General features: G+C 40.7%; 27 protein-coding genes, 1 riboswitch and 1 other annotated feature. Of the genes, 5 read left to right on the forward strand and 22 right to left on the reverse strand.

The window, feature by feature from the left end; translation table 11 throughout:
- The first annotated feature begins 3 nt into the window (after positions 1–3).
- The gene (locus FS458_RS13785; RefSeq protein WP_144701401.1) at positions 4–1,002 is read left to right on the forward strand and encodes an inorganic phosphate transporter; all 999 of its coding nucleotides are present in this window, start codon (positions 4–6) and stop codon (positions 1,000–1,002) included.
- Positions 1,003–1,027: 25 nt separating this feature from the next.
- On the opposite strand, the gene FS458_RS13790 is transcribed toward FS458_RS13785, so the two are convergent.
- From FS458_RS13790 to FS458_RS13840, 11 genes are all read right to left on the reverse strand, one after another.
- Entirely contained in the window at positions 1,028–1,864 is an 837-nt protein-coding gene (locus FS458_RS13790; RefSeq protein WP_144701403.1) for a pentapeptide repeat-containing protein, read from the reverse strand.
- Positions 1,865–2,012: 148 nt separating this feature from the next.
- A complete protein-coding gene (locus FS458_RS13795) occupies positions 2,013–3,266 on the reverse strand; it encodes a dicarboxylate/amino acid:cation symporter (protein WP_144701405.1) in 1,254 nt (417 codons plus the stop codon).
- An 89-nt stretch (positions 3,267–3,355) separates the two neighbouring features.
- Entirely contained in the window at positions 3,356–4,264 is a 909-nt protein-coding gene (locus tag FS458_RS13800) for a GNAT family N-acetyltransferase (protein WP_144701407.1), read from the reverse strand.
- Positions 4,265–4,356: 92 nt separating this feature from the next.
- Positions 4,357–5,394, reverse strand: a complete 1,038-nt coding sequence (locus tag FS458_RS13805) for an HAAS signaling domain-containing protein (protein ID WP_144701409.1) — start codon at positions 5,392–5,394, stop codon at positions 4,357–4,359.
- A gap of 13 nt (positions 5,395–5,407) precedes the next feature.
- On the reverse strand, positions 5,408–5,728 hold the full coding sequence (locus FS458_RS13810) for a PadR family transcriptional regulator (protein ID WP_066392702.1): 321 nt from the start codon (positions 5,726–5,728) through the stop codon (positions 5,408–5,410).
- 121 nt (positions 5,729–5,849) lie between these two features.
- Positions 5,850–7,280, reverse strand: a complete 1,431-nt coding sequence (gene proS / locus FS458_RS13815) for a proline--tRNA ligase (protein WP_144701411.1) — start codon at positions 7,278–7,280, stop codon at positions 5,850–5,852.
- Between the two features lie 46 nt (positions 7,281–7,326).
- Positions 7,327–7,551: a binding site (T-box leader), on the reverse strand.
- Between the two features lie 216 nt (positions 7,552–7,767).
- On the reverse strand, positions 7,768–8,736 hold the full coding sequence (locus tag FS458_RS13820) for a sugar phosphate isomerase/epimerase family protein (protein WP_144701413.1): 969 nt from the start codon (positions 8,734–8,736) through the stop codon (positions 7,768–7,770).
- A 1-nt stretch (position 8,737) separates the two neighbouring features.
- Entirely contained in the window at positions 8,738–9,793 is a 1,056-nt protein-coding gene (locus FS458_RS13825) for a Gfo/Idh/MocA family protein (RefSeq protein WP_144701415.1), read from the reverse strand.
- On the reverse strand, positions 9,790–10,827 hold the full coding sequence (locus tag FS458_RS13830) for a Gfo/Idh/MocA family protein (protein WP_144701417.1): 1,038 nt from the start codon (positions 10,825–10,827) through the stop codon (positions 9,790–9,792). Before FS458_RS13830 ends, FS458_RS13825 begins: the two co-directional genes overlap by 4 nt.
- 36 nt (positions 10,828–10,863) lie before the next feature.
- Positions 10,864–11,586 (reverse strand): ThuA domain-containing protein, encoded by a 723-nt coding sequence (locus tag FS458_RS13835; protein WP_144701419.1) that lies wholly within the window; start codon positions 11,584–11,586, stop codon positions 10,864–10,866.
- An 88-nt stretch (positions 11,587–11,674) separates the two neighbouring features.
- Positions 11,675–12,691: a LacI family DNA-binding transcriptional regulator gene (locus FS458_RS13840; RefSeq protein WP_144701421.1), complete on the reverse strand. Its 1,017-nt coding sequence runs from the start codon at positions 12,689–12,691 to the stop codon at positions 11,675–11,677.
- Between the two features lie 154 nt (positions 12,692–12,845).
- Between FS458_RS13840 and FS458_RS13845 the strand changes: the two genes are divergently transcribed.
- Positions 12,846–13,934, forward strand: a complete 1,089-nt coding sequence (locus tag FS458_RS13845) for an AI-2E family transporter (protein ID WP_186320557.1) — start codon at positions 12,846–12,848, stop codon at positions 13,932–13,934.
- Positions 13,935–13,953: 19 nt separating this feature from the next.
- The gene (locus FS458_RS13850; protein WP_260858632.1) at positions 13,954–14,805 is read left to right on the forward strand and encodes a DUF1206 domain-containing protein; all 852 of its coding nucleotides are present in this window, start codon (positions 13,954–13,956) and stop codon (positions 14,803–14,805) included.
- 94 nt (positions 14,806–14,899) lie between these two features.
- Here the strand turns inward: FS458_RS13850 and FS458_RS13855 are convergent, their stop codons facing one another.
- The 9 genes from FS458_RS13855 to thiD form a co-directional block, all read right to left on the reverse strand.
- Positions 14,900–16,135 carry an MFS transporter gene (locus FS458_RS13855; protein ID WP_144701425.1) on the reverse strand — a complete coding sequence of 412 codons (1,236 nt, stop codon included), beginning with the start codon at positions 16,133–16,135 and terminating at the stop codon, positions 14,900–14,902.
- Between the two features lie 253 nt (positions 16,136–16,388).
- On the reverse strand, positions 16,389–16,970 hold the full coding sequence (gene clpP, locus FS458_RS13860; protein ID WP_066392681.1) for an ATP-dependent Clp endopeptidase proteolytic subunit ClpP: 582 nt from the start codon (positions 16,968–16,970) through the stop codon (positions 16,389–16,391).
- A gap of 15 nt (positions 16,971–16,985) precedes the next feature.
- Entirely contained in the window at positions 16,986–17,195 is a 210-nt protein-coding gene (locus FS458_RS13865) for a hypothetical protein (protein ID WP_144701427.1), read from the reverse strand.
- Positions 17,192–17,776 carry a winged helix-turn-helix domain-containing protein gene (locus tag FS458_RS13870; protein WP_186320558.1) on the reverse strand — a complete coding sequence of 195 codons (585 nt, stop codon included), beginning with the start codon at positions 17,774–17,776 and terminating at the stop codon, positions 17,192–17,194. The genes FS458_RS13865 and FS458_RS13870 overlap by 4 nt, the downstream gene beginning before the upstream one ends.
- A gap of 197 nt (positions 17,777–17,973) precedes the next feature.
- Positions 17,974–18,213, reverse strand: coding sequence for a hypothetical protein (locus tag FS458_RS13875; RefSeq protein ID WP_144701431.1), 240 nt, complete (start codon positions 18,211–18,213; stop codon positions 17,974–17,976).
- 68 nt (positions 18,214–18,281) lie between these two features.
- Positions 18,282–18,794 (reverse strand): energy coupling factor transporter S component ThiW, encoded by a 513-nt coding sequence (gene thiW / locus FS458_RS13880; RefSeq protein WP_260858770.1) that lies wholly within the window; start codon positions 18,792–18,794, stop codon positions 18,282–18,284.
- Between the two features lie 2 nt (positions 18,795–18,796).
- Entirely contained in the window at positions 18,797–19,474 is a 678-nt protein-coding gene (gene thiE, locus FS458_RS13885) for a thiamine phosphate synthase (protein WP_144701433.1), read from the reverse strand.
- Positions 19,471–20,373, reverse strand: a complete 903-nt coding sequence (gene thiM / locus FS458_RS13890) for a hydroxyethylthiazole kinase (protein WP_260858635.1) — start codon at positions 20,371–20,373, stop codon at positions 19,471–19,473. Before thiM ends, thiE begins: the two co-directional genes overlap by 4 nt.
- A complete protein-coding gene (gene thiD, locus FS458_RS13895; protein WP_186320625.1) occupies positions 20,360–21,172 on the reverse strand; it encodes a bifunctional hydroxymethylpyrimidine kinase/phosphomethylpyrimidine kinase in 813 nt (270 codons plus the stop codon). The genes thiM and thiD overlap by 14 nt, the downstream gene beginning before the upstream one ends.
- A 98-nt stretch (positions 21,173–21,270) precedes the next feature.
- A riboswitch (TPP riboswitch) is annotated at positions 21,271–21,376 on the reverse strand.
- A 367-nt stretch (positions 21,377–21,743) separates the two neighbouring features.
- Between thiD and FS458_RS13900 the strand changes: the two genes are divergently transcribed.
- Entirely contained in the window at positions 21,744–21,974 is a 231-nt protein-coding gene (locus FS458_RS13900) for an IDEAL domain-containing protein (protein WP_137790020.1), read from the forward strand.
- A gap of 131 nt (positions 21,975–22,105) precedes the next feature.
- On the opposite strand, the gene FS458_RS13905 is transcribed toward FS458_RS13900, so the two are convergent.
- Positions 22,106–22,996, reverse strand: a complete 891-nt coding sequence (locus FS458_RS13905; protein WP_144701437.1) for a DUF4349 domain-containing protein — start codon at positions 22,994–22,996, stop codon at positions 22,106–22,108.
- Positions 22,997–23,190: 194 nt separating this feature from the next.
- On the opposite strand from FS458_RS13905, the gene FS458_RS13910 reads away from it, so the two are divergent.
- A complete protein-coding gene (locus FS458_RS13910; RefSeq protein ID WP_144701439.1) occupies positions 23,191–24,219 on the forward strand; it encodes a YecA family protein in 1,029 nt (342 codons plus the stop codon).
- 66 nt (positions 24,220–24,285) lie between these two features.
- Here the strand turns inward: FS458_RS13910 and FS458_RS13915 are convergent, their stop codons facing one another.
- On the reverse strand, positions 24,286–25,608 hold the full coding sequence (locus tag FS458_RS13915) for an APC family permease (RefSeq protein ID WP_144701441.1): 1,323 nt from the start codon (positions 25,606–25,608) through the stop codon (positions 24,286–24,288).
- Positions 25,609–25,638: the final 30 nt, after the last annotated feature.

Genomic DNA, 25,638 nt, shown 5'->3' on the forward strand with positions numbered 1-25,638 from the left:
GGTATGGATACAGTATTACTCATTACCATTCTTGTTGTAATCGGTGCGCTAGCATTTGACTTTATTAATGGATTTCATGATACAGCGAACGCGATTGCAACATCTGTTTCAACAAAAGCTTTAACACCAAGAAGAGCTATTATTCTAGCTGCAGTCATGAACTTTGTCGGAGCCATGACATTCACTGGTGTTGCTAAAACGATCACAAAAGACATCGTTGACCCATTCACACTTCCTAACGGGTCAGTCGTTATTCTCGCTGCTCTTGTAGCGGCCATCGCTTGGAACTTGATCACTTGGTACTATGGTATCCCAAGTTCATCGTCACATGCGATCATCGGTTCTATCGCTGGTGCTGCCATTGCAGCTGCTGGTTTTGAAGCACTTCATTATTCTGGTTTTCTAAAAATTATTTATGGTTTGCTTCTTTCTCCAATTCTAGCATTTATCGTAGGTTTTATATTTTATAACGTTATTAAGATGGTATTTAAGAATACGAATTTAACGAAAACGAATAACGGTTTTCGTAAAGTACAGGTAGCTACTGCCGCTCTCCAAGCTTATTCACACGGTACGAATGATGCGCAAAAAGCGATGGGGATCATCACGATGGCATTAATCGCGAACGGCTACACAGATAGCACAGACATTCAGCTTTGGGTACAGGTATCCTGTGCGCTTGCTATGGGTCTTGGTACATCTGTAGGTGGTTGGAAAATCATCAAGACGGTTGGCGGAAAGATCATGAAAATCCGTCCTGTTAATGGGGTTTCAGCTGATTTAACGGGAGCATCTGTTATCTTTGGTGCATCTTTCTTAGGTATTCCTGTAAGTACAACGCACGTTATCACTTCTTCTATCTTAGGGGTTGGTGCGTCTCACCGATTAAAAGGAGTTAAATGGGGAACGGCTAAGACGATGATCATCACTTGGTTCATCACACTTCCAATTTCAGCAACATTAGCAGCACTCTCTTATCTCGTACTAAACTTAATCTTTTAGTCACAGTTAAGCCTTCCGTTATTCGTTAACGGAAGGCATTTTTGTTTTGTTTTACTTTTTGCCAGTGATTCGGATGAGTTAACCTAACAGGTAGTTTTGTTTCAGCATTTCCTTTAGCTGAATTTACTTGTGCTTGTGTTAAAAAGATACTCCCTCTTAAGTCTGCACCACTTATATCAGCATCACGTAAATCCGCCCCTATTAAATCTGATTTTCTTAAGTCCGCATATTTTAAATCTGCCGCTATGAAAAGAGCACCTCGTAAATTTGCGCCACGAAGATCTGCATTTTGAAGATTACTACCGATAAAATCACTGGTCTTGCCTGTTATTTGATACTTCTTATGCTTGTATTCTTCTCTTACTAAATGGCTCGTACGAATCAGCAACTCGTTCATCCTTATACGAATTTCTGCTACGTTCATCATTTTGATCTCTGAAGCTCGGCGTAGAGTAAGATTTTCTATTTCGCTTATAGCCACTTTTAATTCTTGATGGATAGGTTTTGTTACGCTAAGGTTCATCGCCTCAGTTAGGTAATAGATCATTTCTTGAAGTTGTTGCATGATTGGAAAAACATCAAACATCTCGTTCGCTAGCTCTGGATTAGTCTCCCAATCCATTCCTGAAAAAGTGTTTTGTGAGACTTTTTGTCCTGCTCCAAAACACTCATATACCGTACAACCTTTAAACCCTTGATCTCTTAGATGTTGGTGAATCCCACAGCGGAAATCGTCTTGTAAGTTTCTACAAGGCGTTCCACTGTCTTTATCAAAAGCAAAATCAGCAGATTTTGCGTAAGGTAGCGCCACACAGCAAAGGCCAAAGCAACGAGAACAGTCTGCTTGCAATGAAGAATTCATCTGTACACTTCCTTTATCAACGACACATTGTTCATTCTTGTTACGTTAAGAATAACATTTTCATAATGATTTGAGGATAGAGAACTTCCCTTTTTTCCCATAAAAAAATCTCTAACTCAAAATAAGATGAGTTAGAGATGAAAATAAATTATGCGCCTTTTTGTTCTGTTAAAGAACCTGTCTTTTTCAAGAACCAGTTCTTACCTTCAACTAAACGAGCCGTCATCATACTTGCGACATTATCACCTGTCGCGTTCAGTAATGTGGCTGGCGGATCAATAATGGCAGAGATCGCAGCGATAATCGGCAGTGCTTCTGGAGGAAAACCGAACAGTGATAGAATCAGCATCTCCGCGATCAGTCCACCTTGAGGGATTGCTCCCATTACCATACCCACTAAAAGGGCTACTCCACCAACTAAAAGATACGTGTTGATGCCTGAGAAATCCATATCAAATATTCCAAAAAGAAAAGTAATCTTTAATACCCCACCAATAACAGATCCGTCTTTATGCAGTGTTGCACCAAGAGGAATCGTCGTTTCACTAATATCGTCAGGTACGCCCATTTTCTTAGTAGCTTCTATGTTAACGGGAATACTCGCAGCAGAACTGCACGTTGCAAGACTCGTAACAGATGGCGAGAGCATGTTTTTCCAAAACACACGAATACCAAGCTTTCCATGAGCCATGAACGCGTAAAGCGTAAAGAAGCCGAAGAAATAAATAATAGAGAACGGATAATAGAATAAGACTGCTTTAAAGTAAGAACCAAGCAGCGTTGGACCGAATTCACCAACAAGTGCTGCAAAATAGGCTCCTAAACCGATCGGGGCATAATACATCACGTATTTTACCATCTGAAGTGTAACTTCACTTCCTGCTGAGAGGAAGTTAGCGAGCGGCTTAGCTTTTTCTCCCACTTTAGATGTTGCAAGACCTAACAACACAGAAAAAAGAATAAGTGCTAACATATTCGCACGACTTAATAAATCGACAAAATCAGGAACCGTAACTGTACTTACTAGCTGATCACCAATCGATACTTCTTCACCCGTTGTATCAGGTTTCACTAGATCAATCTTCACACCCTCTGAAGGCGGAAAGATTTTAATACCAGCCATACTAATAATAGCTGCTACCGTTCCAGTGAATAAAAAGACGATCATCATAGAGCTGATGATTTTACCGAAACGCTTTGAACCAGCCATGCTTGCAACACTCGATGAGATTGAAAAGAACACGAGTGGAACAACAATCATGAACATAACGTTTAAAAACAGATCGCCGAACGGTTTAAGGACAGCAGCGTCCTTTCCCATCGTAGAACCGATTATACTTCCCGCAATAATCGCGAGCAGTAATATGATCGGCGAGCGATATGCTTTCCAAGTATTTTTCATAAAACATTCTCCCCTTAAATAGATTCATAATCACTCTATCTATTTTATACGGAAAAAATATTTTTCATAGAGGTCAAATCAAAATAGTACTATTTTCTAGACAATGTCTCTACAGAAAGTTGCTTAGTTATATGAAATAGTTCTTTTTGAATAGCAAAACCGATTTTTTTATAAAGATGGATCGCTAGCTTATTTTCATTGTTGACGCACAGATCAATATGCTTCAAATGCGGATTGCTGAGCATCCAAGTGACAGCATACGTTAAAAGCTGCACACCGATTCCTTTTTCTCTATGCATTTCATCTACAGCGAAGAACTCAATAGAGCCTTCACCAAACTGTGGTTGTATCTCTACATAAATATAACCCACCACTTCATTCTCAATTTGATATACAAATACTTTATGAAACTCGTTTAATCGTTCAATGATCTGTTGTGAATTGTAATACGTCGAAGGAAAATAGGTATCATGCAAATTCTTGAAATTATTCTTATCCCTTTCTGTATATTCTTTAATGTTATTCACTGCAGCTGTGTTTGTTATTGCTTCCTTGGTGATTGATAGAATGGTGTGTTTGCTTTTTTGGTCTATTATATCGTTATGAGTTAGAAACTTTTTGAGGTCTGTATGATCTGTAGAGATAAAAAAATGAACCGTTTCAATCGTTTGAGGTATGAGCTGGAGTAGGAGATCCCAAAGCTCTTTTGTAATCTGCTGGTGCTCACTATGTGTAATAAAAGGACCCCATATTTCGGCGTTCCGGTTTTCAAGGTCGGCATCAAATCCAAGAACTCCCACTAGAAAGTCATTCTCATAGGCCAACACAAAAGATTCCTGATAAGGAACATCTGAGAGGTCTTCTTTCAGCGAATGAAGAATTTCGTGTTCCATTTCACCGCAATAGCCGCAATGTTTGGATGCCACTCTGTTTTGGACTGCGATGAACTTTGCAATTTCTTTAGCTTTTGAAGAATCTGCTTTTACGAGAGTAATCACGTTATTCCTCCTAAGTCATTTTCTATTCGTTTAAGTTTAACATATTGTTCCATTTTGAAAATAAAAAGACTTCATGATAGAAGTCTTTTTGCTTATCCGTTCTTCATCCATTGATCTATTAGGGTGTTTGATTTATTTGCTTTATTGAAACCAGAAATGATATCTATGATAGAAAAAACCGCTACGATTGTTGCAATTGTGGATATAAACCAAAATGCTGGTACATCAGGGAAGGTGTCATATAGTTTTTCAGTGAATGACTTATTATAAAGCGTTTCATCCGTTAGCATAAAACAAAGTAAGCCTACCGAAATAAAATGATAGATTAAGTTCAATGAAGCAAGTAGATTCGTCCATCTTCCAATAAAAAATTTATAGATAGCAAGACTCACTTCAATGAGAATAAGCAAAATGATAAAAGGAGCATATGAGAATAAAACTTCCTCGTTGAATAGTGGTGCTTTGAGCGTAAGTCCTTCTAATCCTTTTCCACTTTGTTCATACCAGCCGATCATTTCAGACGAGTTAAATAGAACTATGGCCCAAATTGCTGTCCAGAATAAACTAAAGAAAACTTCCGCCTTTGGAATCTGTCTTTTCGTCACTACTTTTTTAAGTTGATATAGATCAGATGGAGACCATGTTTTCTTTTTTCTCGTATAGATATCACCATTTGAAACTCCTGATCGTTCTAGCATGATAAATACAATCGTTACCCAGAAGAAAACTTGAAACAAAACCGTCAAGCTGGATAAGAACATCTTTAAACAAAGTTGACCGATAAAAGCCATTAGAGTGAATAGAGATTTATCACCTTCAAATGTAATCATACCGTTTACAAAGAGGGTAAGGCTACTGGCCACTACAGAAATGATAGCTGCCACGATCAACACATTAATATAACTTTCATAAAACATAGGACCTATTACATGCCTAGGTTTGTTGTTGTATTCGCTTGCGAGTTTTACAGGATCTCCGAGTTTCATAAGAACTTCTTCAACATCTTTTTCTGTATGTTGATCTGGAAGCATATCTTCAATCGTTGATCTTAGCTCCATCGCGATGTCATCCCTTATTTTTTCAGGAAGTCTTTGTGTCACTTCACTGATATACGTTTCAATCAAATTCATTTGGAATTCCTCCTTATAACATCGAATTTAATTGCATAGACGTGTTATGCCATTCTTCTTTCAGTTGCTTGAACACTTCTTGACCAAACTCGCTGAGAAGATAATATTTTCTAGGTCGGTTCTCTGTTGTATCCCATTCACTCGTAAGCAGCTCTTGCTTTTCAAGCCTACGAAGAAGCGGGTACAGGGTGCTTTGATCAATGGATACGTTGTTCTCTTCTAACCGCTGCGCGAGTGAATATCCGTATTGCGGTGTTTGGAGCTGGCTTAAGACTGCTAAAGTTAAGGTTCCTCTTCGCAGTTCTGTCTTTAGAGAGAAAATTAATTCGCTCATGCAATCACCTCGATTATAGTATAGTGTATGACATACAGTAATGTAAAGTTCCTAATATAGTGAGAAATAATATATTTTTAAAAAAGAAAAGGGGTCAGACCCCGGGTCTGACCCCTTCTATTTAATATGCTTTTGCCCAGTAGACGAGGTGTTTTGCTTGTTGATCACAGCAAACACATTTTTCTGAGAGCTTTTCTTGTTCAAACGGTATACACCTTGATGTTGCGCCTGTTTCGTCTTTTATAAAACTTTCACAAGCATCATCACCACACCACATCGCTTTCATGAAACCGCCTTTTTTACTTAATTCGATTTTGAATTCATCAAATGTAGTAACCGTTGTTGTTTTATCTTCCCGATGAGTCTTCGCCTTTTTAAACAAGTTATCCTGAATATCACTTAATGTATTTTGAATGTAGGATTCTAAGCCTTTGAGAGGTACGGTTTCTTTTTCCCCTGTATCTCTTCGCACTAATATCACTTGATCTTGTTCGATGTCTCGCGGCCCTACCTCTAGACGAAGAGGAATTCCCTTCATCTCATACTCATTAAATTTCCACCCTGGCTTTTTATCACTTGCATCAATTCCAATTCGAATGGTCTGTGATAGCTTATCTTTTAAATCGTATGCAAAATCGAGAACTCCCTCTTTGTGTTGAGCAATCGGTACGATCATGAGTTGAGTTGGTGCTATCTTTGGAGGAACGACGAGCCCGCGTTCATCACCATGAACCATGATCATCGCCCCAATAATACGCGTCGTAAAGCCCCATGATGTCTGCTGAACAGTCTGTAGTTTTCCTTCTCTGTTCGTAAACTCAATACCGAATGCTTTGGCGAATCCATCTCCTAAATGATGAGAAGTTCCAGACTGCAACGCTTTCCCATCATGCATTAGGCTTTCAATCGTATAAGTATATTTCGCTCCAGCAAATTTTTCTTTTTCTGTTTTCTGACCCTTCACTACCGGTATTGCAAGGAATTCTTCACAGAGATCAGCATACACATTAAGCATTCTTACCGTTTCATCATGAGCTTCTTCATCTGTTTCATGGCAAGTATGTCCTTCCTGCCAGAGGAACTCGAGAGTACGAAGAAAAGGTCTAGTGGTCTTTTCCCATCTCACAACGTTCGACCACTGGTTATAAAGCTTTGGAAGATCGCGATGTGAATGGATGATGTTTTTAAAATGCTCAGCAAAAAGAACTTCTGATGTCGGACGAACACAAAGGCGTTCTGTCAGCTTTTCTTCTCCTCCATGTGTGACCCATGCTACTTCAGGGGCGAATCCTTCAATATGGTCTTTTTCTTTTTGAAGCAGACTTGCTGGAATAAAAAGCGGCATATACACATTCTCATGACCTGTCGCTTTGATTTGCTTATCAAGTTCTTTTTGAATGTTTTCCCATATTGCGTAGCCGTAAGGTCTTAAGATCATAGATCCCCGAACACTTGAATAATCAATAAGTTCCGCTTTTGTCACCACATCGGTATACCATTGAGCAAAATCATCTTGCATACTCGTTACGCTCTTTACAAATTCTTTAGTCATTGGATGCACTCCTCGCTAAATGAAAATAAAAAAAGCTATACTTTTCATTAGGGACCAATTTCTTGGCGGTACCACCCTAATTCAAAGCATAGCTTTACACTCTTTCATGATAACGGTATTTAACCGCTGAATATCTTATAACTGTTATAACTGAAATAAGATACAGAACTCAGAGGCAGGTTCAATCGTTTGTCAGTAGGAGCCTTCCAGCGCTACAGCTCCCTCTCTAAAAAGACAGATTCAATCTACTAATCCTCTTCTTCGTTTTCTTCGTCATATGTTTTTGAAATTATATGTGATATTGGGATGAACTGTCAAATATTTTTTATTGATGAGGTTAAATAGGTTAACCTGGTAAACAGAAAACCTGTATCCCATTAAAAGGGGTACAGGTTTTCTCCATGCTGTGAGACTTGAATGTAATGCTAGGAGTGTCCACTCCACAAATACAAATTTAGTGAATTTGTATTTGTTTGGGGTCAGACCCCTAGACCCACCACATCTCCGCTGGCTGCTCGGCGATGAGGATCGACTGCAGGTTCTTCACCGCGCGGTTGAATCCTTCGTCGATCGACATGATCGGATCTTCATGCTCGATGCTTACTACATAGTCATAACCATACGTACGAAGTGCACTCATCATATCGGACCAATCTTGAACAGAGTGACCACAGCCTACTGAACGGAAGCTCCATGCGCGGTTTTGAACAGCGCCGTATGGCTGCATATCCGTTAATCCGTACATGTTAATATTATCTTGGTCTAAGTATGTGTCTTTTGCATGGAAGTGGTGGATTGCTCCAGCTTTTCCAAGAATCTTAATTGCTGCCACAGGATCGATGCCTTGCCACCAAAGATGGGATGGATCAAGGTTGGCACCAATTGCGTCACATGTTTCTTCACGCAGCTTCAGTAACGTATATGGAGTATGCACTAAGAAACCACCGTGAAGCTCTAAGCCGATCTTCACTCCATGTTCTTTTGCAAATTGACCCCACGTGCGCCAATATGGAATCAACTTCTCTTCCCATTGCCACTTCAACACATCGCTGTATTCATTCGGCCAAGGGGAAACTGGCCAGTTTGGATACTTTGCATTCTCAGAGTCACCCGGTACACCAGAGAAACAGTTTACCACTGGTACATTCATCAATTCAGCCAGTTCAACAGTTTTTACAAAAGTTTCATGTGACTCTTTTGCAAATGCCTCGTCTGGAGATAACGGATTCCCGTGACAACTGAAGGCTGAAATCGTCAAACCACGCTTCTCTACTTCATGAAGGTACTGTGATCGCTTCTCTTCACTCTGAAGTAGTTCATCAAGCGGACAGTGAGCGTTTCCTGGATAGTTACCCGTTCCAATTTCTACGGCTTGTACGCCTGCTTCTTTCACATAGTCAAGCATGTCTGTAAATGATTTCTGTGAAAACAGGACCGTAAACACACCTAATTTCATACTATTTCACTCCTTTTTCAATTCCTAGTTGAACGCCTTTTCCCATAAGACTGCTAGCATAGATCGCTTCGATCACCCGTGAAGTATTCATCGCTTCCTCAGCTTTCACAAGAGGTTCTGCTTTACCTAAACAGCTATCCACAAAATTCTCAGCTTGAGGAAGACCGGGATTGTCTTCTCCTAGGATCCAATCTGCTTTAGTTGTAGTCATCATACCGTTTACTGCTTTGTTCACCGCAAATGGGAATACATCCAGTCCGCCTTTATCACCAGAAATGCGCAGCAGTTCTGCATCGTCCGGAATATTTGCCGCCCACGATGTTTCAAACAGAATCGTACCACCGTTCGCGAGACGAATATACGCGGTGACATGATCATCGACTTCAAATGTTTCTGCATCAAACGAGCCCCATTGATTTACTTGTTCCGCTTCACGGCTGACGGTGTTATACGTTTGACCAGATACTTCACTCACAACCGGGTTATCTAAAAGCCAAAGTGTCAGATCCAGCAGATGGCAGCCATAGTCGATCAAGCTGCCGCCACCTTGAAGCTCTTTATTTGTAAATACTCCCCAACCCGGAACTTTTCTTCTTCTAAGCGCTTGTACACGAACGACTAGAGGATTACCAACTTCTCCAGACTCCATGATTCGTTTTGCAGCTTGAGACTCTTTCATGTATCGATAGTGATAAGCGATCGATAATACTTTTCCTGATCGCTTCTCTGCTTCTACCATTTCGGCACATTCTTCAACGGTCATTGCCATCGGTTTCTCACACAGAACATGTTTACCTGCATCCAATGCCGCAACTGTGATCTCTCTATGAAACTTGTTAGGCGTACAGATCACAACCGCATCTACATGCGGCCACATCTCTACGTAACTCGTAAAATAGTTCGGTACGTGAAATTTTTCAGCAACACTTTTCGCAACATCCACGTTTACATCACTAATGGCCGTCACTTCTGCTTTTTCACTTAAACTTTGAAAAGCGGGGATATGTCGGCCTTGAGCGATGCCGCCTGCCCCTATGATCCCAACTCTTAGTTTCATGCGTGAACTCCTGTTTTAACTTTTTCAATCGTCTTCTTCTCGTTTGATTCTAAAGCAGCTAGAATTACGGCCAATGAGCGTTTTCCTTCTTCGCCCGTGATCAGTGGAGCATGACCCGCTTCAATCGCCTCGATAAAGTGATCTACCACGTGAGAGTTAGACTGGTTATCATTCGTTTGGATCGCACCCATCTCATAGCGTACAACATTTCCATTCGTGTATTGTGCGACTAAAGAATATTTCGGATCATCTTCTAATCGAAGGATACCTTTTTCGCCATAGATGATCGTAGAGTTATCTTCTTTTGCCGTGTAAGACCAACTAGCCGCCAATGTTCCGATAATTCCACTCTCTGTTTTCAACACGCAAACAGCTGTATCATCAACTGAAGCAAACTCTTTTGCGCTCGTCTCAACAAAAGCACCAACTTCGGCGATCTCTTCTCCAAGAATGTATCGAATCAAGTCTGTTTTATGAACACCAAGGTCCCCCATTGCGCCGATAAATGCTTCATCCTTTTTAAAGAACCAGCTGTTCACACCATCTACGCTCCAGCCTTCAGGTCCTGGGTGCCCGAAAGCCGTTCGGAAGCTGTAAATTTTCCCGATATCACCAGAGGCAATTAGCTCACGCGCTTTTTGGTGTGCCGGAACAAAGCGCTGATTATGACCAATCATTAGCGTTTTTCCGCTCTTTTCTGCTGCAGCGATCATTTCCTCTGCTTCTTGAAGCGAGGTTGCCATCGGTTTTTCACATAAAACGTGTTTTCCAGCATTTAAAGCGGCAATTGAAATCGGCGCGTGAAGAAAATTAGGCGTACAAACACTCACTGCATCTACATCTTTAAGCGCAAGAAGTTCATTATAATCCGTAAAGATCTTTCCTCCATAAACCGCTTGTGTTGACTCAGCACGTTCTTTTACAATGTCACAAACCGCAACGATCTCTACGTCCTGATTCGCTGCATATTCTGGCAGATGGCGATGCTGTGCGATGCTACCGCAACCAATGATTCCAACTTTAATTGTCATGATTATTTCCTCCTTATAGTGGGTGTTTAATCGTTTTATTTACTTTGCACCGATCGCTTCAAGCGGCTTAGCATTTCCGTACTTTGGCGCTTCACTGCCTGAAGGAGCTAAGAAAGATACAGCATTCGTGATTACTTTTTGTACATCTTCGTTATAATACGTTGGATACGTCTCATGTCCCGGACGGAAATAGAACACTTTTCCTTTACCACGATTGTAAGCCGCTCCTGATCGGAACACTTCTCCTCCTTCAAACCAGCTAACAAATACTAGGTCATCTGGAGCAGGGATATCGAAATGCTCTCCATACATCTCTTCTTTTTCAAGCTCGATATATTCACCAAGTCCGTTTGCGATCGGGTGACTTGGATTAACGATCCAGATACGTTCTTTTTCGTCAGCTTCGCGCCACTTTAGATCACATGAAGTTCCCATCAATTTTTTAAAGATTTTAGAGAAATGACCAGAATGAAGGACGAGTAGACCCATGCCATCTAGTACTCGTTGATATACTTTATTTACGATCTCATCTTCTACTTCATCATGAGCTAAGTGCCCCCACCATACTAAAACATCCGTGTTATTTAACACATCTTCTGTAAGACCATGTTGAGCTTCATCAAGTGTTGCTGTATTCACATCATGTCCTGCTTTTTCAAGGAATTCTTGAATAGCACCATGAATTCCTTTTGGATAAATATCTTTAACTACCGGATTTTTCTGTTCATGACGGTTTTCATTCCAAACTGTAACTTTAATCATGTATAACGTCCTCCTATGTGTGTAAGCGTTTTACGTAAACGTTTACGTAAATCCCAAATAAAAATGAAGCTTTGAGTTAACCCGTTTTTTACTTGTCACGAAAATCACTGACTGATTGCCTTTCCACAATGGTAAAAGGCATATAACGGCTTTTTGCTTCTTGTTGTTCACCTTTAATCAAACTGACTAGCATTTCACCTGAGGTTTGTCCCATATCCTTTAACGGCTGAGATACAGTCGTTAGTGGCGGATAACACATCTCAGCAATCTTCAAGTTATCATAACCGATGATTGATAGTTCCTCTGGCACCCTTATTCCTAACTGATGTGCAGCAGACATTGCACCAATGGCCATCTCATCACTTGCTGCGAATAGTGCCGTCATGTCAGGAAGTTTTTTTAGCAGAAGCGGAAGCGATTCTTTTCCGTTTTGAAAACGATAGCCCTCATTTTTCGTTATGTGATTGTTAGTAAATGAAAGACCATTACTCTCAAGAGCTTTTTGAAATCCTTGCATTCTTGGTACTCCAGCAATCGGATCCTCATCGCTTCCACCGATCATGCCAATCACTTTATGACCTTTTCGAATTAAATACTCTGTAGCTTGAAAAGCTCCATCAAAATCATTTACCCGAACAAACGGAAGATCGTATTTGGATGACGCCGTAGAAACAAGGACAACCGGTACTTTCATCTCTTGAAAGATTTTATAGTACTCTTCTTTAACATCTTCTGAAGCAAAGATGATTCCATCTACTCGTTTTTCTTGCAGCAGCCTCAAATACTTCACGGTTCTCTTCCCACTCGAAGTGGTGTTGCAGACGATTACGCTGAATCCTCCGTCATGCGCCGCATTCTCTACACCTTCTAATACTTCTGACGAAAGCATTCCTGATACATCCGGAAAAAGAACCCCGATCGTCTGTGTCCGCTTGTTAATGAGCCCGCGTGCGATCGCGTTAGGCTGATAGCCGAGTGCTTCAATTGATTGCTGCACTTTTTTCTTTGTTTCCTCCGAATAGCCAGGCAATCCGTTCACAATTCGAGATACTGTAGCGATTGAAACGTTTGCATGCTTGGCAACATCTTTTATTGTCGGATTCAAAACATCTCCCTGCTTTCTTGTTACGTAAACGTTTACATTTACACTTACAATCTATCAGCGCTCTTAGAAAAAGTCAATTATTTTATTATCAAATTAAGATTACGAATTACTAAAAAGGGAAAAGACTACTAATATGAAATGGAGGTCAGATTTAATGTGGTATCAGCACTCATTCTTTAAGTACGCCGCAGGTTCAGTCTTACTGTTAACCATCCTTTATTTACTAGGAAAAATTGATTACCTGCTTGACTTCCTATATCTCGTAATATCTAGCGTTTTCTTCCCTCTATTTATCGCAGGGTTGCTTTATTATTTGCTTAGACCAGTCATACGCTTCTTCATTCAGAAAAAAGTTCCTAAGTTTGTAGCGATACTTGTAGTGATGGTCGGATTGATCTTAGCCGTAACAGGCATTGCCACGCTAGCCGTCCCCGTTGTAGCCGATCAGCTTTCTAATATCACCGACGATTTCCCAAAAAAGATTGGTGAAGCTACTGAAAAAACAGGTACGATGATTACCGGCAGTAAAAAATCGTTCATCGATAGCACACAGATAACAAAACTCGCCACACAACGATTAGAAAAGTTTACTAGTACCGTCTCAAAAGATGTTATTGCCCTTGTAGCCACATTGACGAATATTGCTCTTGTATTGTTAGTGGTCCCTTTTATTCTTTTTTATTTGTTGCTTGACGATAAGAAATTTTTTAATTATTTCTTAAGGTTTGCTCCTCATCACATGGAGTATGAAGTTGCTGCGATTTTACGAGATATTGATTCAACCTTATCTTCGTATATTAAAGGACAAGTTCTTGTGGCATGGTTTGTCGGCATCTTTATGTATGCCGGTTATTTATTGATCGGGTTAAAGTTCGCTTTAGTTCTTGCTCTTTTTGCTGTTCTAACGAATGTGATCCCCTTTTTAGGACCATTTATCGGTGTATTTCCAGCTCTTTTAGTAGGTTTGATCCAAGATCCTTTTATGGCAGTTAAAGTCGCTATCGTAACGCTCGTTGTACAACAAGTAGAGGGAAATATTTTGTCTCCTCAAATCATGGGAAAACAGCTTCGTATCCATCCGCTCACCATCATCCTAGTCGTACTCATGGCAGGTGCAGCATTTGGATTTATCGGTCTGCTTTTAGCCATCCCTACTTATGCGGTTTTGAAGACGATCATCAGTAACGTGTACCGAATCTACTTGTTATACAACCCACCAGAGACTAGAAGTAATCTACTCTGAAAGGAGATACGTGCTTATCGTGAAACAGCCTTTTGTAAAAGAACCAACATTCAAAGATAAAATGAAAACTCATTATGAATCGTATCGCCCTTGGGTACACCGCTCTGCTCGTATCGGGTATCTTTCAAAAGGTATCGTTTATATCATCATCGGCATTCTAGCGCTAATCATGTCTATAGGAAAACACCCGAATGAAGCGAGTTCAAACGGAGCACTATACACAATCGCTCAACAGCCATTCGGCCCCGCATTATTAATCGTGCTTTCCTTAGGTTTGAGTGCATTCGCTTTTTGGCAGATTGTTAAAGCTCTTTTCGATCCTGAGTGTGCAAAACACGATTGGAAAAGATGGTTTAACCGATTAAATTTTTTAATCATTGCAGGGATTTATATCACAATGTGTATCAGTTCATTACGCATCTTGTTTCGTGCAAGAGCAAAATCTTCTGATGAAACATACCAAACTCTTTCAGCACAAATGCTTTCACAGCCTTTTGGTCAGCTTTTGGTCGCTATAGGTGGTATTGTTTTTGCTATTACAGGTATAGTCTTTATGTTTCAAGCCTTCACACACCGATTTAAACGTGATTTAAAAAAGAATGAAATGAACAAAAAAGAGTGGAAGTGGAGCGGTTACATTGGAACACTCGGAATGGCAGCACGCGGAATCGTTTTTATGATTATTGCGTTCTTTCTCATACGAACAGCCGTTTTGGCTGATCCAGATGAAACGCGTGGTTTGGATGGTGCACTCCTAGAACTTGCCTCACAGCCGTTCGGCCCCGTTCTTCTCGCCATCGTAGCAATCGGCTTTATATCGTACGGTATATTCATGTTCGCAAGTGCTCGATATAGACGATTGAATAACTAGACAAAGGCCCCGGTCTCATATATGAGACCGGGGCCTTTGTCTTTGTGGGAAAGACATAATTGAGAAAATGTCTTTCTTGGGGGTCTGACCCGGGTCAGACCCCAGAAGACCATTTCTTAAGCGTTTTATCTGTTGGCAGCATGACAGTTAACAATCCTACTAACGGCAAGAAGCTGATCAAAAACATCGTGTTTGAGATGCTTGTAACGTCAGCGACCTTACCAAGCACTACCGATCCGAGCGCTCCCATACCAAACGCCAAGCCTACGATCAAACCTGATACCATGCCTATTCTGCCTGGTACTAGTTCTTGAGCATACACGACCGTCACCGAAAAACTCGTGTTCAAAATGAAACCGATTAAGAAGAACAAAGGAATAACGGCCCACAGTCCTACGTGTGGAAGAAGGAGAGCGAGTGGAGCAGTTCCGACCATCGACCAAAAGATCATGTTTCTCTTTCCTAGCCGGTCTGCGATCGGTCCTCCAAAGAATGTTCCGAGTACACCGGAGGCCATGAAAACAAATAAATAAACTTGAGCTTGTCTAATCGTCAATCCATAATCATCGATCAAATTAAATTGATAATAGTTTCCGATTCCAGAGAAATACCATGAACGAGCAAATACTAAAAACACGAGTAATGCCATCGCTCCTATTACTTGTTTTTTTCGCTTTCTATCAATCTTTTTCTTCTCGCCAGTTTGCTTTTGAACACGAGGAAAATGCACGAGCTGTTTAGCATACCAGCCTGAAACATAAAACAGTACAAAAATGGCGATAGCCGCCAGTGAAGTAAACCATACAGCTCCAAACTGTCCGAGTGGGACGAATACGAGTGCCGTCATCACAGGGGCGAGCGAACTGCCTGTATTGCCTCCTACTTGATAAATGGATTGAGCTAGACCTCGTCGGTTTCCTGCTGCCATATACGCGACTCTAGACCCCTCAGGGTGAAAGACAGCAGACCCTAAACCGATTCCAACAACCGAGAGTATGATCATATAAAAGGAATCTGCAAACGCGATGCCTAACATTCCTATTAAACTCGCCATCATACCAACAGGCAGTATATAAGGTGAAGTCGTTCTATCCGTATACCAACCAATCACTGGCTGCATGATAGAAGACGTGATGTTTAAAGTAAAAGCAATCCAACCAAGCTGAGTAAATGAAAGATTCATTGATTTCTCTAAAATTGGAAAGATGGCTGGAATAACTGCCTGCATAGAGTCATTTAATAAATGCACAAAACTTATCGCAAAAAGAATAGAATAGATCGTTTTTTGTTGGTTAGAAGTATCTGTTGACTTGCCTGTGGTAGCTGACATGCTTCATTCCTTCTTTCGTTTATCTTTACAAACTCATATACTGTTAAACAATGCAACTTACATTAGATTACCATATTCAGCTTGATCAAAACGAAATGGCATGCATCTGAAGTTCGATATGAAACAAACACCCGTAGAGAAAATCTTAAAACAAGACAGGAAATAAATTGTTTGGGGACTGACCCCATCAGTACATAAGAAAGCCAGTCGTTGATCACGACTGGCTACCATGCACTTATCTCTCTTCTATCTCCTAGATCTTCTCGATCACTTTATCAATGATCCCGTATTTCAATGCTTCTTCTGCAGACATGAAATAATCACGGTCAGTGTCTTTTTCTACCTTCTCGATCGGTTGACCCGAACGGTCAGAGATGATCTTATTCAACAACTCACGAGTCTGCAGGATGCGCTTCGCGTGAATTGCCATATCTGAGGCCTGCCCTTGTGTTCCGCCTAATGGCTGGTGGATCATCACTTCTGCGTTCGGAAGCGCGTAGCGTTTTCCTTTTGCACCAGCTACCATGAGTACAGCTCCCATTGACGCCGCCATCCCGATACAGATCGTTGAAACATCTGGTTTGATGAACTGCATCGTGTCGTAGATCGCTAGACCTGCTGTAACAGAACCTCCTGGTGAGTTGATGTAGATGGAGATATCTTTATCCGGATCTTCAGCAGCTAAGAAGAGCAATTGAGCAACGATAGAATTTGCCACGTTATCATCGATCGCACTTCCCAGCATAATAATTCTGTCTTTTAATAAACGCGAATAGATATCATAAGATCGCTCTCCACGGTTTGTCGACTCTACTACCATAGGGATTAGATTCATCTGTTTTCCTCCTAATTAGGCTGCAATTGCCATTGGGTTTGTATTTGTTTTTGGTGAAACATGTATTTTACCAAATCCTGACGTGATAAAAATGATCTTTGCCGGCTCCTGCACCGTTTCTGTTTCTTTCACCTGTACTTCCGTTTTCATAGGAAGGATGTTCGCATCCTCATTTGCCACTTCAGAATTGATCGGGAAAACAGTACCTTTGCTCTTCTTATTCACGTTGTGCCGCCTCCTTCAGGTTTTGGGTACACCGCCATTGAAACGTGATACACTTTTGCGTTCTCTTCGTTTGGTCTGTGGTGTTTTTGTATGAGAGTGGTGAGCATATCTGCATATTCCTGTAAAAATGCATTGCGGTGTTCCATGGTAGAAAGTGCTAGTTCCATTTCTACTACTGCGCTTGGTATCTCTTCTTCCTCCGATTGCTCCATTAAAGAAATGGCATCCCGCTTCATCTTCTCTGTAAGGGATAACACATGAGCAAGAGCGGTTTGATCTTGGAGTTTTTTTATCGTATCAGAAGAGAGACCTAATGAATCTGACAATAAAAAAGAACGGCCGGCACTTACATATAGAACTTCTACAAGGTTCCTAACATTCCTTGTGCCTGCGCGAACCACAAGGCCCACTTTTTCTAATGCTTTAAGATGATAATTAATCTTTTGAGCGGAATCGTTCATTCTTTTTGATAGCTCTGTCGCAGAACGCGGCTCTTTTAACAAACTTATGAGCTCAGATCTTACAGGATGCAATAGTGCAGCTGCTTGTTCCGGTTCTGTGACAATAAACGTCTCTGGCATTCTTTGATTCCTCTTCACTCTCATCACCTCACTTCACAATAATATATGTTCGTTACATAAAAATATTTCTTTACGTAAAATTATTTTATTACGTTCAGTATCATTTTGTCAAAGATTTGAAAAAAATATACGTTTGCCTAAAAATAAAGAAAACAGACTGATTTTCATTTCAGCCTGCTTTCTATACATTATCCTTTTTATACAAACGGTACGATTCCAAGAATGAAAAAGACCGTGGCCATTCCTGTGTTCAACCAAAACTCAGTTTTTCGATTAAAAATTTTTCGCTCAACTGCACGAAAGATAAAGATCACCATCAAGATTGAAAATAATACAGTGGGATTTTCCCAAGTCTTACCGTTATAAATAGCTAAAAGCAGTCCAAAAAACATAAGAACCATCTCTGTATACACCCAGGGTTTTGGACGTTTTTTCATCCGATCTTCCCCCTATTCAGGTTGATAGTACACATTGTACGTTATGTGAGCCTATCCGGTGCATAACTTCATAGAGCTTTTTCTTCGTTCGAACCTAGCCAATTCTTTGCCGCTGCATTTTTAAAAAGAAGACGGAGAATTAGCAACCCGATCACTCCACCAACGATGGAGCTAACCAAAAAAGGAGTGACAAAAAAGAATGCACCCGTTTTTGATCCTAAGAAAACAGTAGCAACTGGCACTGCTATAACAGCTCCTATAATTCCAGTTCCAACCCATTCCCCTATTACTGCGAACGTGTATTTTTTTCCATTTTTATAAAGGTAACCGGCCAAAAATGCACCGATCATTCCCCCCGGAAAAGCAAGCAGAGAGCCGATTCCAATTAAGTTACGAAGCAAACCGATACTGAATGCGACGATTACCGCCGGAATGGGTCCGAGCATCACACCAGCCATCACGTTGATCGCATGCTGAACGGGAAACGCTTTTGCTACTCCAGCAGGAATATATAACAAATGTGAACAGATCGTCCCGATCGCGACTAACATAGCCATTACAGTAAGTTTTTGAACAGATATCTTCACTTCACTTCTCTTTTCGCTGTTTGAATAGCAAAAAGCAGGTTGCTTGAAGCGGAAGAAGGATCAACTGCACCACTTATTTCTGAGATTAGAGCTACACCATCCGCACCTGCCTTAATGACTTCACTCGCGTTTTGCAGCGTAATCCCGCCGATACCAACAAGCGGAATGTTCACTTGATTGCTGCGAAGTTCTGCGATTAGATCAACGCCTACAGGTTTCTTCGCATCAGGTTTTGTACTCGTCTGATAGATCGGGCCAGCACCAATATAATCGGCTCCATGTACGATGGCATCCTTTGCCTCAGCAAGTGTGTGAGCTGACACACCTAAAAGTTTACCTTCTGTTTCTTTACGAATATACGCCAGATTACCATCTGTTTGACCAACATGAAGTCCATCCGCATCAACAGCTTTCATCAAATCTAGATCGTCATTCACGATAAATAGCACATCATGTTTGTGGCATATTTCCTTTGCACGCTTTGCCATTTCTAACTGTTTCTGACCACTCAAGCCGTTAACACCTTTTTCACGAAACTGAAACGTGGTAATTCCACCTTGAATCGCTTGCACAAGAATACGATAAAAATCTTCTGGTGAACAGCAGTTCATCGTCCCTGCTACATAATAGAGTGATAGATCTTGTTGTAAACGTATCTTTGCTTGAGTTTTCATCGGTTCGCTCCCTCCTTCAACACGTGATCTTGCCAGTGGATGGATCCGTGAAATATCTCATGAGTAGATTCTAAACTATAGAGCTGATCGAGAAGGTTTTGCTGAAAGCTTCCAGGGCCTTTGGCCGTTTTCACAGCCTCTTCAGCCGCCTTAGTGAGCATCAATAGTGCAAGTGCTGTTCGTTCTAGTATCGGAAGGTCAACTTTAGCTCTTGTAACTTCTTTTTTCCGATTTCCCTGATAGAGAGCTACCATTGATGTAGCAAAGCATCCTGTCCCGGTGACATAGGAAAGCATCGGATCTCCATGAGAAAGAACGATTGCTCTTTCACCATCTGAAATAACATCTTTAGTTCCAGTCATGGCGATAAGACAGCCTGTTTGCTTCGCAGCAGCTCTAGCAAGCTTGATGAGATCCTCTTCCGAGTTAGGTAGATCACCATCTACTCCTCTGCCTTCCCATGCGCCTTCAGCCAAAAACTGCATCTCCGCAGCATTACCGCAAATTGTCAGAATTGTTCGGGGTCTGACCCCCTTCAATTCTGAATATTCAAACAACAACTTCCTTACAAGCTCTTGCCTGAACGATGATAATCCTATCCCCACTGGATCGAGGACTACTGGCACTTCTGCATGCATTGCTCTTCGTAGAGCGAGTATCATAGATTTCGCTGATGCTTCATCTAAAGTACCGATGTTTAGTACTAAAGCATCGGCCACACTTACTGCTTCTTCGACTTCACATGCGTCATGCACCATCATTGGGCTTCCTCCTGCTGAGAGGACACCATTAGCTAGAAAGTTCATGGTTACGTTATTCGTTATATGATGAACGAGTGGCTTTTCTTCTCTGATCTGTGATACGAACGTTTTCCATTCTTGTATTCTAGTATTGTTCATGTGTAACCCTCCTATAAGCGAAATGATTGACCGGTCCATGACCTGAACCAACATCGATTCCATGTTCGATAGCAGTTTGTATATATTTTTTTGCACACACTATCGCATTCTCTGCTTTCTTACCAGAGGCAAGCTCAGCTGCTATAGCCGCTGAGAACGTACACCCTGTTCCGTGTGTATTTTTTGTTTGAATCCGCTTCTCTACAAGTTCGATCATTTCAATGCCATTAAAGACAAGATCTGATACAAATTCACCATCTCCAAAGTGTCCACCTTTAACAACAACATGATCCGCACCAGCGTCAAATAAAACTCTTGCCGCCTCAATTCTAGCTTCAATGCAGTCTATCTTTATCCCTGTTAATGCTTCTGCTTCTGGAATGTTAGGTGTGATGATTTTTGCGAGTGGAAGCATGCATGTTTTCATCGCATGAAGTGCTTCTTCACCTAACAGCGTTGCGCCTCCTTTTGCGATCATGACTGGGTCGACGACTACGTTTTCCCATTGAAATTCCCTTATCATATATGCTGTTCTCTCGATATACTCACCTGAAAAAAGCATTCCTGTCTTAATGGCATCCGGCGTCAGATCAGTCCCTATTGACTTCAACTGAGCTTCTAATCCCTCTATTGCGACTGGAAATATCCCTTGGACACCTGTTGTGTTCTGTGCAGTAACTGCAGTAAGAACCGACATACCGTACACACCTAATTCTTGAAACGTTTTTAAATCAGCCTGAATGCCTGCTCCCCCGCCACTGTCTGATCCTGCGATCGTGAGGGCTTTACTAACTTTTATCAAATGTCCCATAACTTCTACCTCCCAGTTGTCTATGCAAAAAAGCCACCCGCTTATTTAGCGGGTGGCTTAAATTTTCAAATCATAAAGGAAACGATAGTTTATCCACGCCGCTTCCCTACGCCAGTATGAACTGGATCAGGTTCAAAGGGTCGAAAGTCATAACCTTCTCTCAGCTTAGAATAAGCACCCCTAGCGAAATAACAATATTGAGTTAACACAATCCTACTCATACATAAACAATAATGTCAATATTTTTTAGGTTATCGGTTTCAAAAAGTTTAACCCTCTTGAAATACGGGGAAATAATAACTAACACAGAATTACAACATAAAAAACATAGAAATAAAACATTCGTAACAAATAGTTTTTACCAGAAATAAAAATTACAATTCATTAACATTTTTACCAGAAGGTGGTGAAAGTAAGGTACTTTAGAAGCAATAAAGAAATTTTTTCTGAATTTTCAAACAAAATGGTTGTCATTAGGCATCTTGCTCAGTATACTAGTAGAAACCTAGAAACATAAAAGGTTAATTGGATAGGGAGATAATTTAAGGAGGGAAACAGGATGAAAGACAAAAATGCTTCTTTTAACAAGAACCAAAATGAAATGGTGCAGTACAAACAACAAAAAAGAGACCCATTTGCCTTCAGCCTTATTGCCCAAATGGTACTGGATGAGGCCCTTCACAATTATTACAGAGAGTATTATGAAAGAGAAATTGACAATGCCTTGGATACAAAAGATAAAGAACGATTCATGAAATTGAGCGCAGAGTACAAAGCGTTTCTCAGTTAGTGCTTTTGGGCGGCACACTCTCTTAAAAGGTGCCGTAAAAGCCAAAACACCCTTTCAGCAAACGGTGGAATCATCCGTGCTGCAGAGGGTGTTTCTGACGTCCCCGTTACTGACAAGTTAAAACCTATTTTTTAAGTCAAAGTTGTCGGTGATTCCGGCTTTTTCTTTTGCTCTTTTTCCCGTTTCAACCACCACACATAAATCACAATGACTACGATCACCCAGATCGGCGCAAGACCCAATAAACTTACTACAACAAACGAAATAGCAGACATTAAAAAGTTAACTGTATCCATAAATAGGACCTTTGTTTTTGCCCACGTATTTAAACCTTCTGTTTCAAGTGCTTTCGCATTTAAATTTTTCACTTCAAATTGTATCGTAACAGTTGAATAATCACTTTGGTTTTGTAAAAAATTCAAACGCCCCTCTACCTGTTCGATCTCTTCTTGAACAGCAGCCAGATCACCCGATATCTTCAACAAATCTTCTGTTTTCTGAGCATTCTTCATGAATGCTTCAAGCCGCTCTCTTACTTGTTGTTTGGCTTTTAACCGTGAAGATAGATCAACGTATTCTTCCGTAACATCTTCTCCACGAATATTTTCGTTTGGAGTCCCCTTACTCAAACCTCGAACCTCGTCTAAGAAAGGACGAAAATTTTTCATCGGTACACGAACAACCATCACACCAGATTCATAATCTTTCTCTCCTGTACTCGTGTTCGACTCAACCATATATCCGTCCATTGTCTCTAACTTTTTCCGAACGGCTTCCATAGAGGTTTGTAATCTATCTACTGTAATCTCAAGATCAGCGTGATAGATCACTTTTCTTTGGTTCTTCATTTGTTGCTCAAATTCAGAACTCTGACTTTCTTCTGTAGAGGTATCCATGTTTGCTTCAGACTTGCTGCCACTATCTCGGTCTATTGCTTTATCACTTTTTGAACTGCTATCGCTGCTGCATGCACTCAACAAAAACACAGTTATGAATACCCACATTTTCCATCTCTTCCACATATCGTAATTCCCCCTTTCTCGCTTAGACGCTCTCTACAAGAAAAAGGTTTCAGTTCCCAAAAAAACCAACCTATTGAATGATTTTTTCCGAGACATTTTTGTGATAAAATAGTGTCTGATGATTTGTAGTTTGAAAAAAAACCGATTTATGCTAGTATGTACAGGATAAGTAAGTGGTTTACTGGAGGAATAGCATGTCAATGATAGGAAGAAATGATCCGTGCTATTGTGGCAGCGGAAAAAAATATAAAAAATGTTGCTTACATAAAGAAGAGCAAACACGTGAAGTATCCTTTCATCAAGAAGGACTCATCAAATATGCTCTAGAGAACTATCAGCAGGATTTAGCTGCACGTACTTCTAAGTATGTGAAAAAATACCCTGTTGCTAAAGAGCAAGAACAAACATACGCAAACATTGCCGTTTGTTGGGAGATCTTTTGCTCAGAGATTAAGGAAAACAAGACCCCTGTTCAACTTTATGTAGAAAAAGTGAAGAGTTCTGTTAAACCAGAAGTAGCTGAAATTCTAGCTGGCTGGACAACTGCTGCACCTTCACTATATAAAGTTTTAGAGCAAAAGACAGGATTCATCTTTACCGTTCAGGATATTTGGACAGAAGCGGTGTATGATGTCACGATCAATGCTGCTGAAAAGCCAAAAACAGAAAGTGCACTACTTGGAACACTCGTTTCAAACGGAATCAACCATGAGTTTTACGTTGGATATGTAGAAATGCCGATGACTGAACTTCCGCCGCTAAAAACAGCGATAGAAAAGATTCAGCCTCAACAAGATCCAAAAGTTACATTCAAGAACGAATTCCCTGCTGTTCTGCAACTAGCTTTGATCGATATTAGTGCTGGTGTACCTCAATCTCAAGTTGAGAAGAAGGAAACTGACGCTACTTCTACCAAAGTTGAAAAAGCAGAAGAAGCCGCGGATTTTAAAGATGAAAAATACAATGCTGTTACCGAGCTCGTTAAAGCGAATGCCGAAACAGAAGTTGTAGAAGAAGCAGAAAAGCTTTGGAGTGAGTACGTTACAGAAAGCAAACCTGCTATTCGTAAAGAAGAGATTTATGCGGCTGCCCTTGACTATCTCGTTTCAAAAGATATTCGAGGAATCGCTTCTACTCAAGCAGAAACAGCTAAAAAATATGGTGTCTCACCTGCTAGTCTATCCTCACGATATCGTGAGATGAAAGAACTATTAAGCGTATAAACGTTTTTTTCACTAACCCGCCTGATGCCTCAGGTGGGTTTTTTTCATAAAAAAACAAGACCCTTCCTAAAAAGAGTCCTGTTTGTTATTTCGCTCTAGCCAAAAATACACGGGAAGTCCCGCAACTGTAATAAAGATAGCTGTAAAACTATCTAAAGGATCGTTGAGTATCGTTGATACTACGATGTACAAAGAGCCTAAGATCGCAAAAATAGGAACGACAGGAAATAACGGAACACTGTAGGTTCTCTTTTTATCACGATTCCGATTGCGCAGTTTAAACACAGCATAAAACGCGAAAATATAAAAGATGTATATAGCAAATATCGCCATTTCTGATAAATAGTCTGGATCAGTTACGATCATCATGATGATCGCGATCACGACTTGTAAATACGTAGCAGCAATAGGTGTACCATATTTTTCACTAACCTGACTAAACGTTTTTGACATCGGAAGCTGGTTTCGTTCTGCCATTGCAAAAGGAACACGTGGAATGGTTAAGATCTTACCGTTTAAACAGCCAAAAATCGATACTGCGATTCCAACTGCTATTAACTTTCCGCCTAGTGGTCCAAATAGAATCGTTGCTGCTGATGCCGCCGAATTCTCTCCTAGTCTTACAATTTCTGATGCAGGCAAAATGTGCAGAAGTGCAACATTAACCAGCAGATAGGCTGCCATGACGACTAAGATTCCACCAATGATGGCTTTAGGTAACGTTTTTCCTGGATCCTTCATCTCACCCGCTACGAATCCAACCATCAACCATCCATCATAAGCAAAAAGTGTCGCAAGGATCGCTGCACCCATTGAAATCTCTACAACTGCTCCGCTTGAAGCATTCAAGATTTGTTCGTTTCCTTTAGTTATCCCAAAAATAATAATCAGACCGATCGGAACCAGTTTTCCGATCGTGAATAAATTTTGGATAAAACCTCCATACTTCGTTCCAAAGTTATTGATAATCGTAAGGAAAAGAACTGTACCTATTCCGATCCAAGGTCCAAATGATTCATCCCACGAAAACAAATTAACCATCAATGAACCGAAGTATAATCCTAAAGCCCCGATTACCGCTGGACCATAAATAACAGTCTGAACCCAACCGCTTAAGTATCCCCAAAGCTTACCGTATACTTCTTCCATATAGACATACAAGCCACCTGTCTTTGGAATTTGAGTTGCTACTTCAGCGATCGTTAACCCGCCTGCTAACGTGATCAACCCTCCAAGAGTCCAAGCTAATAGAGCAAGATTAGAATTTCCTGTATATTCGAGAACACTTCCAGGTTTCATGAAAATGCCTGATCCAATAACCGTTCCAATCACGATGGACATGGCTACAGAAAGCCCGATATCTTTTTTCAACGCTGTTTCTTGATTCATGTTGTGTTCACTCCTTAAAAAGACCTTTAA

The organism is Fictibacillus phosphorivorans (genome assembly GCF_007673525.1).
GTDB lineage: Bacteria > Bacillota > Bacilli > Bacillales > Fictibacillaceae > Fictibacillus > Fictibacillus phosphorivorans_C.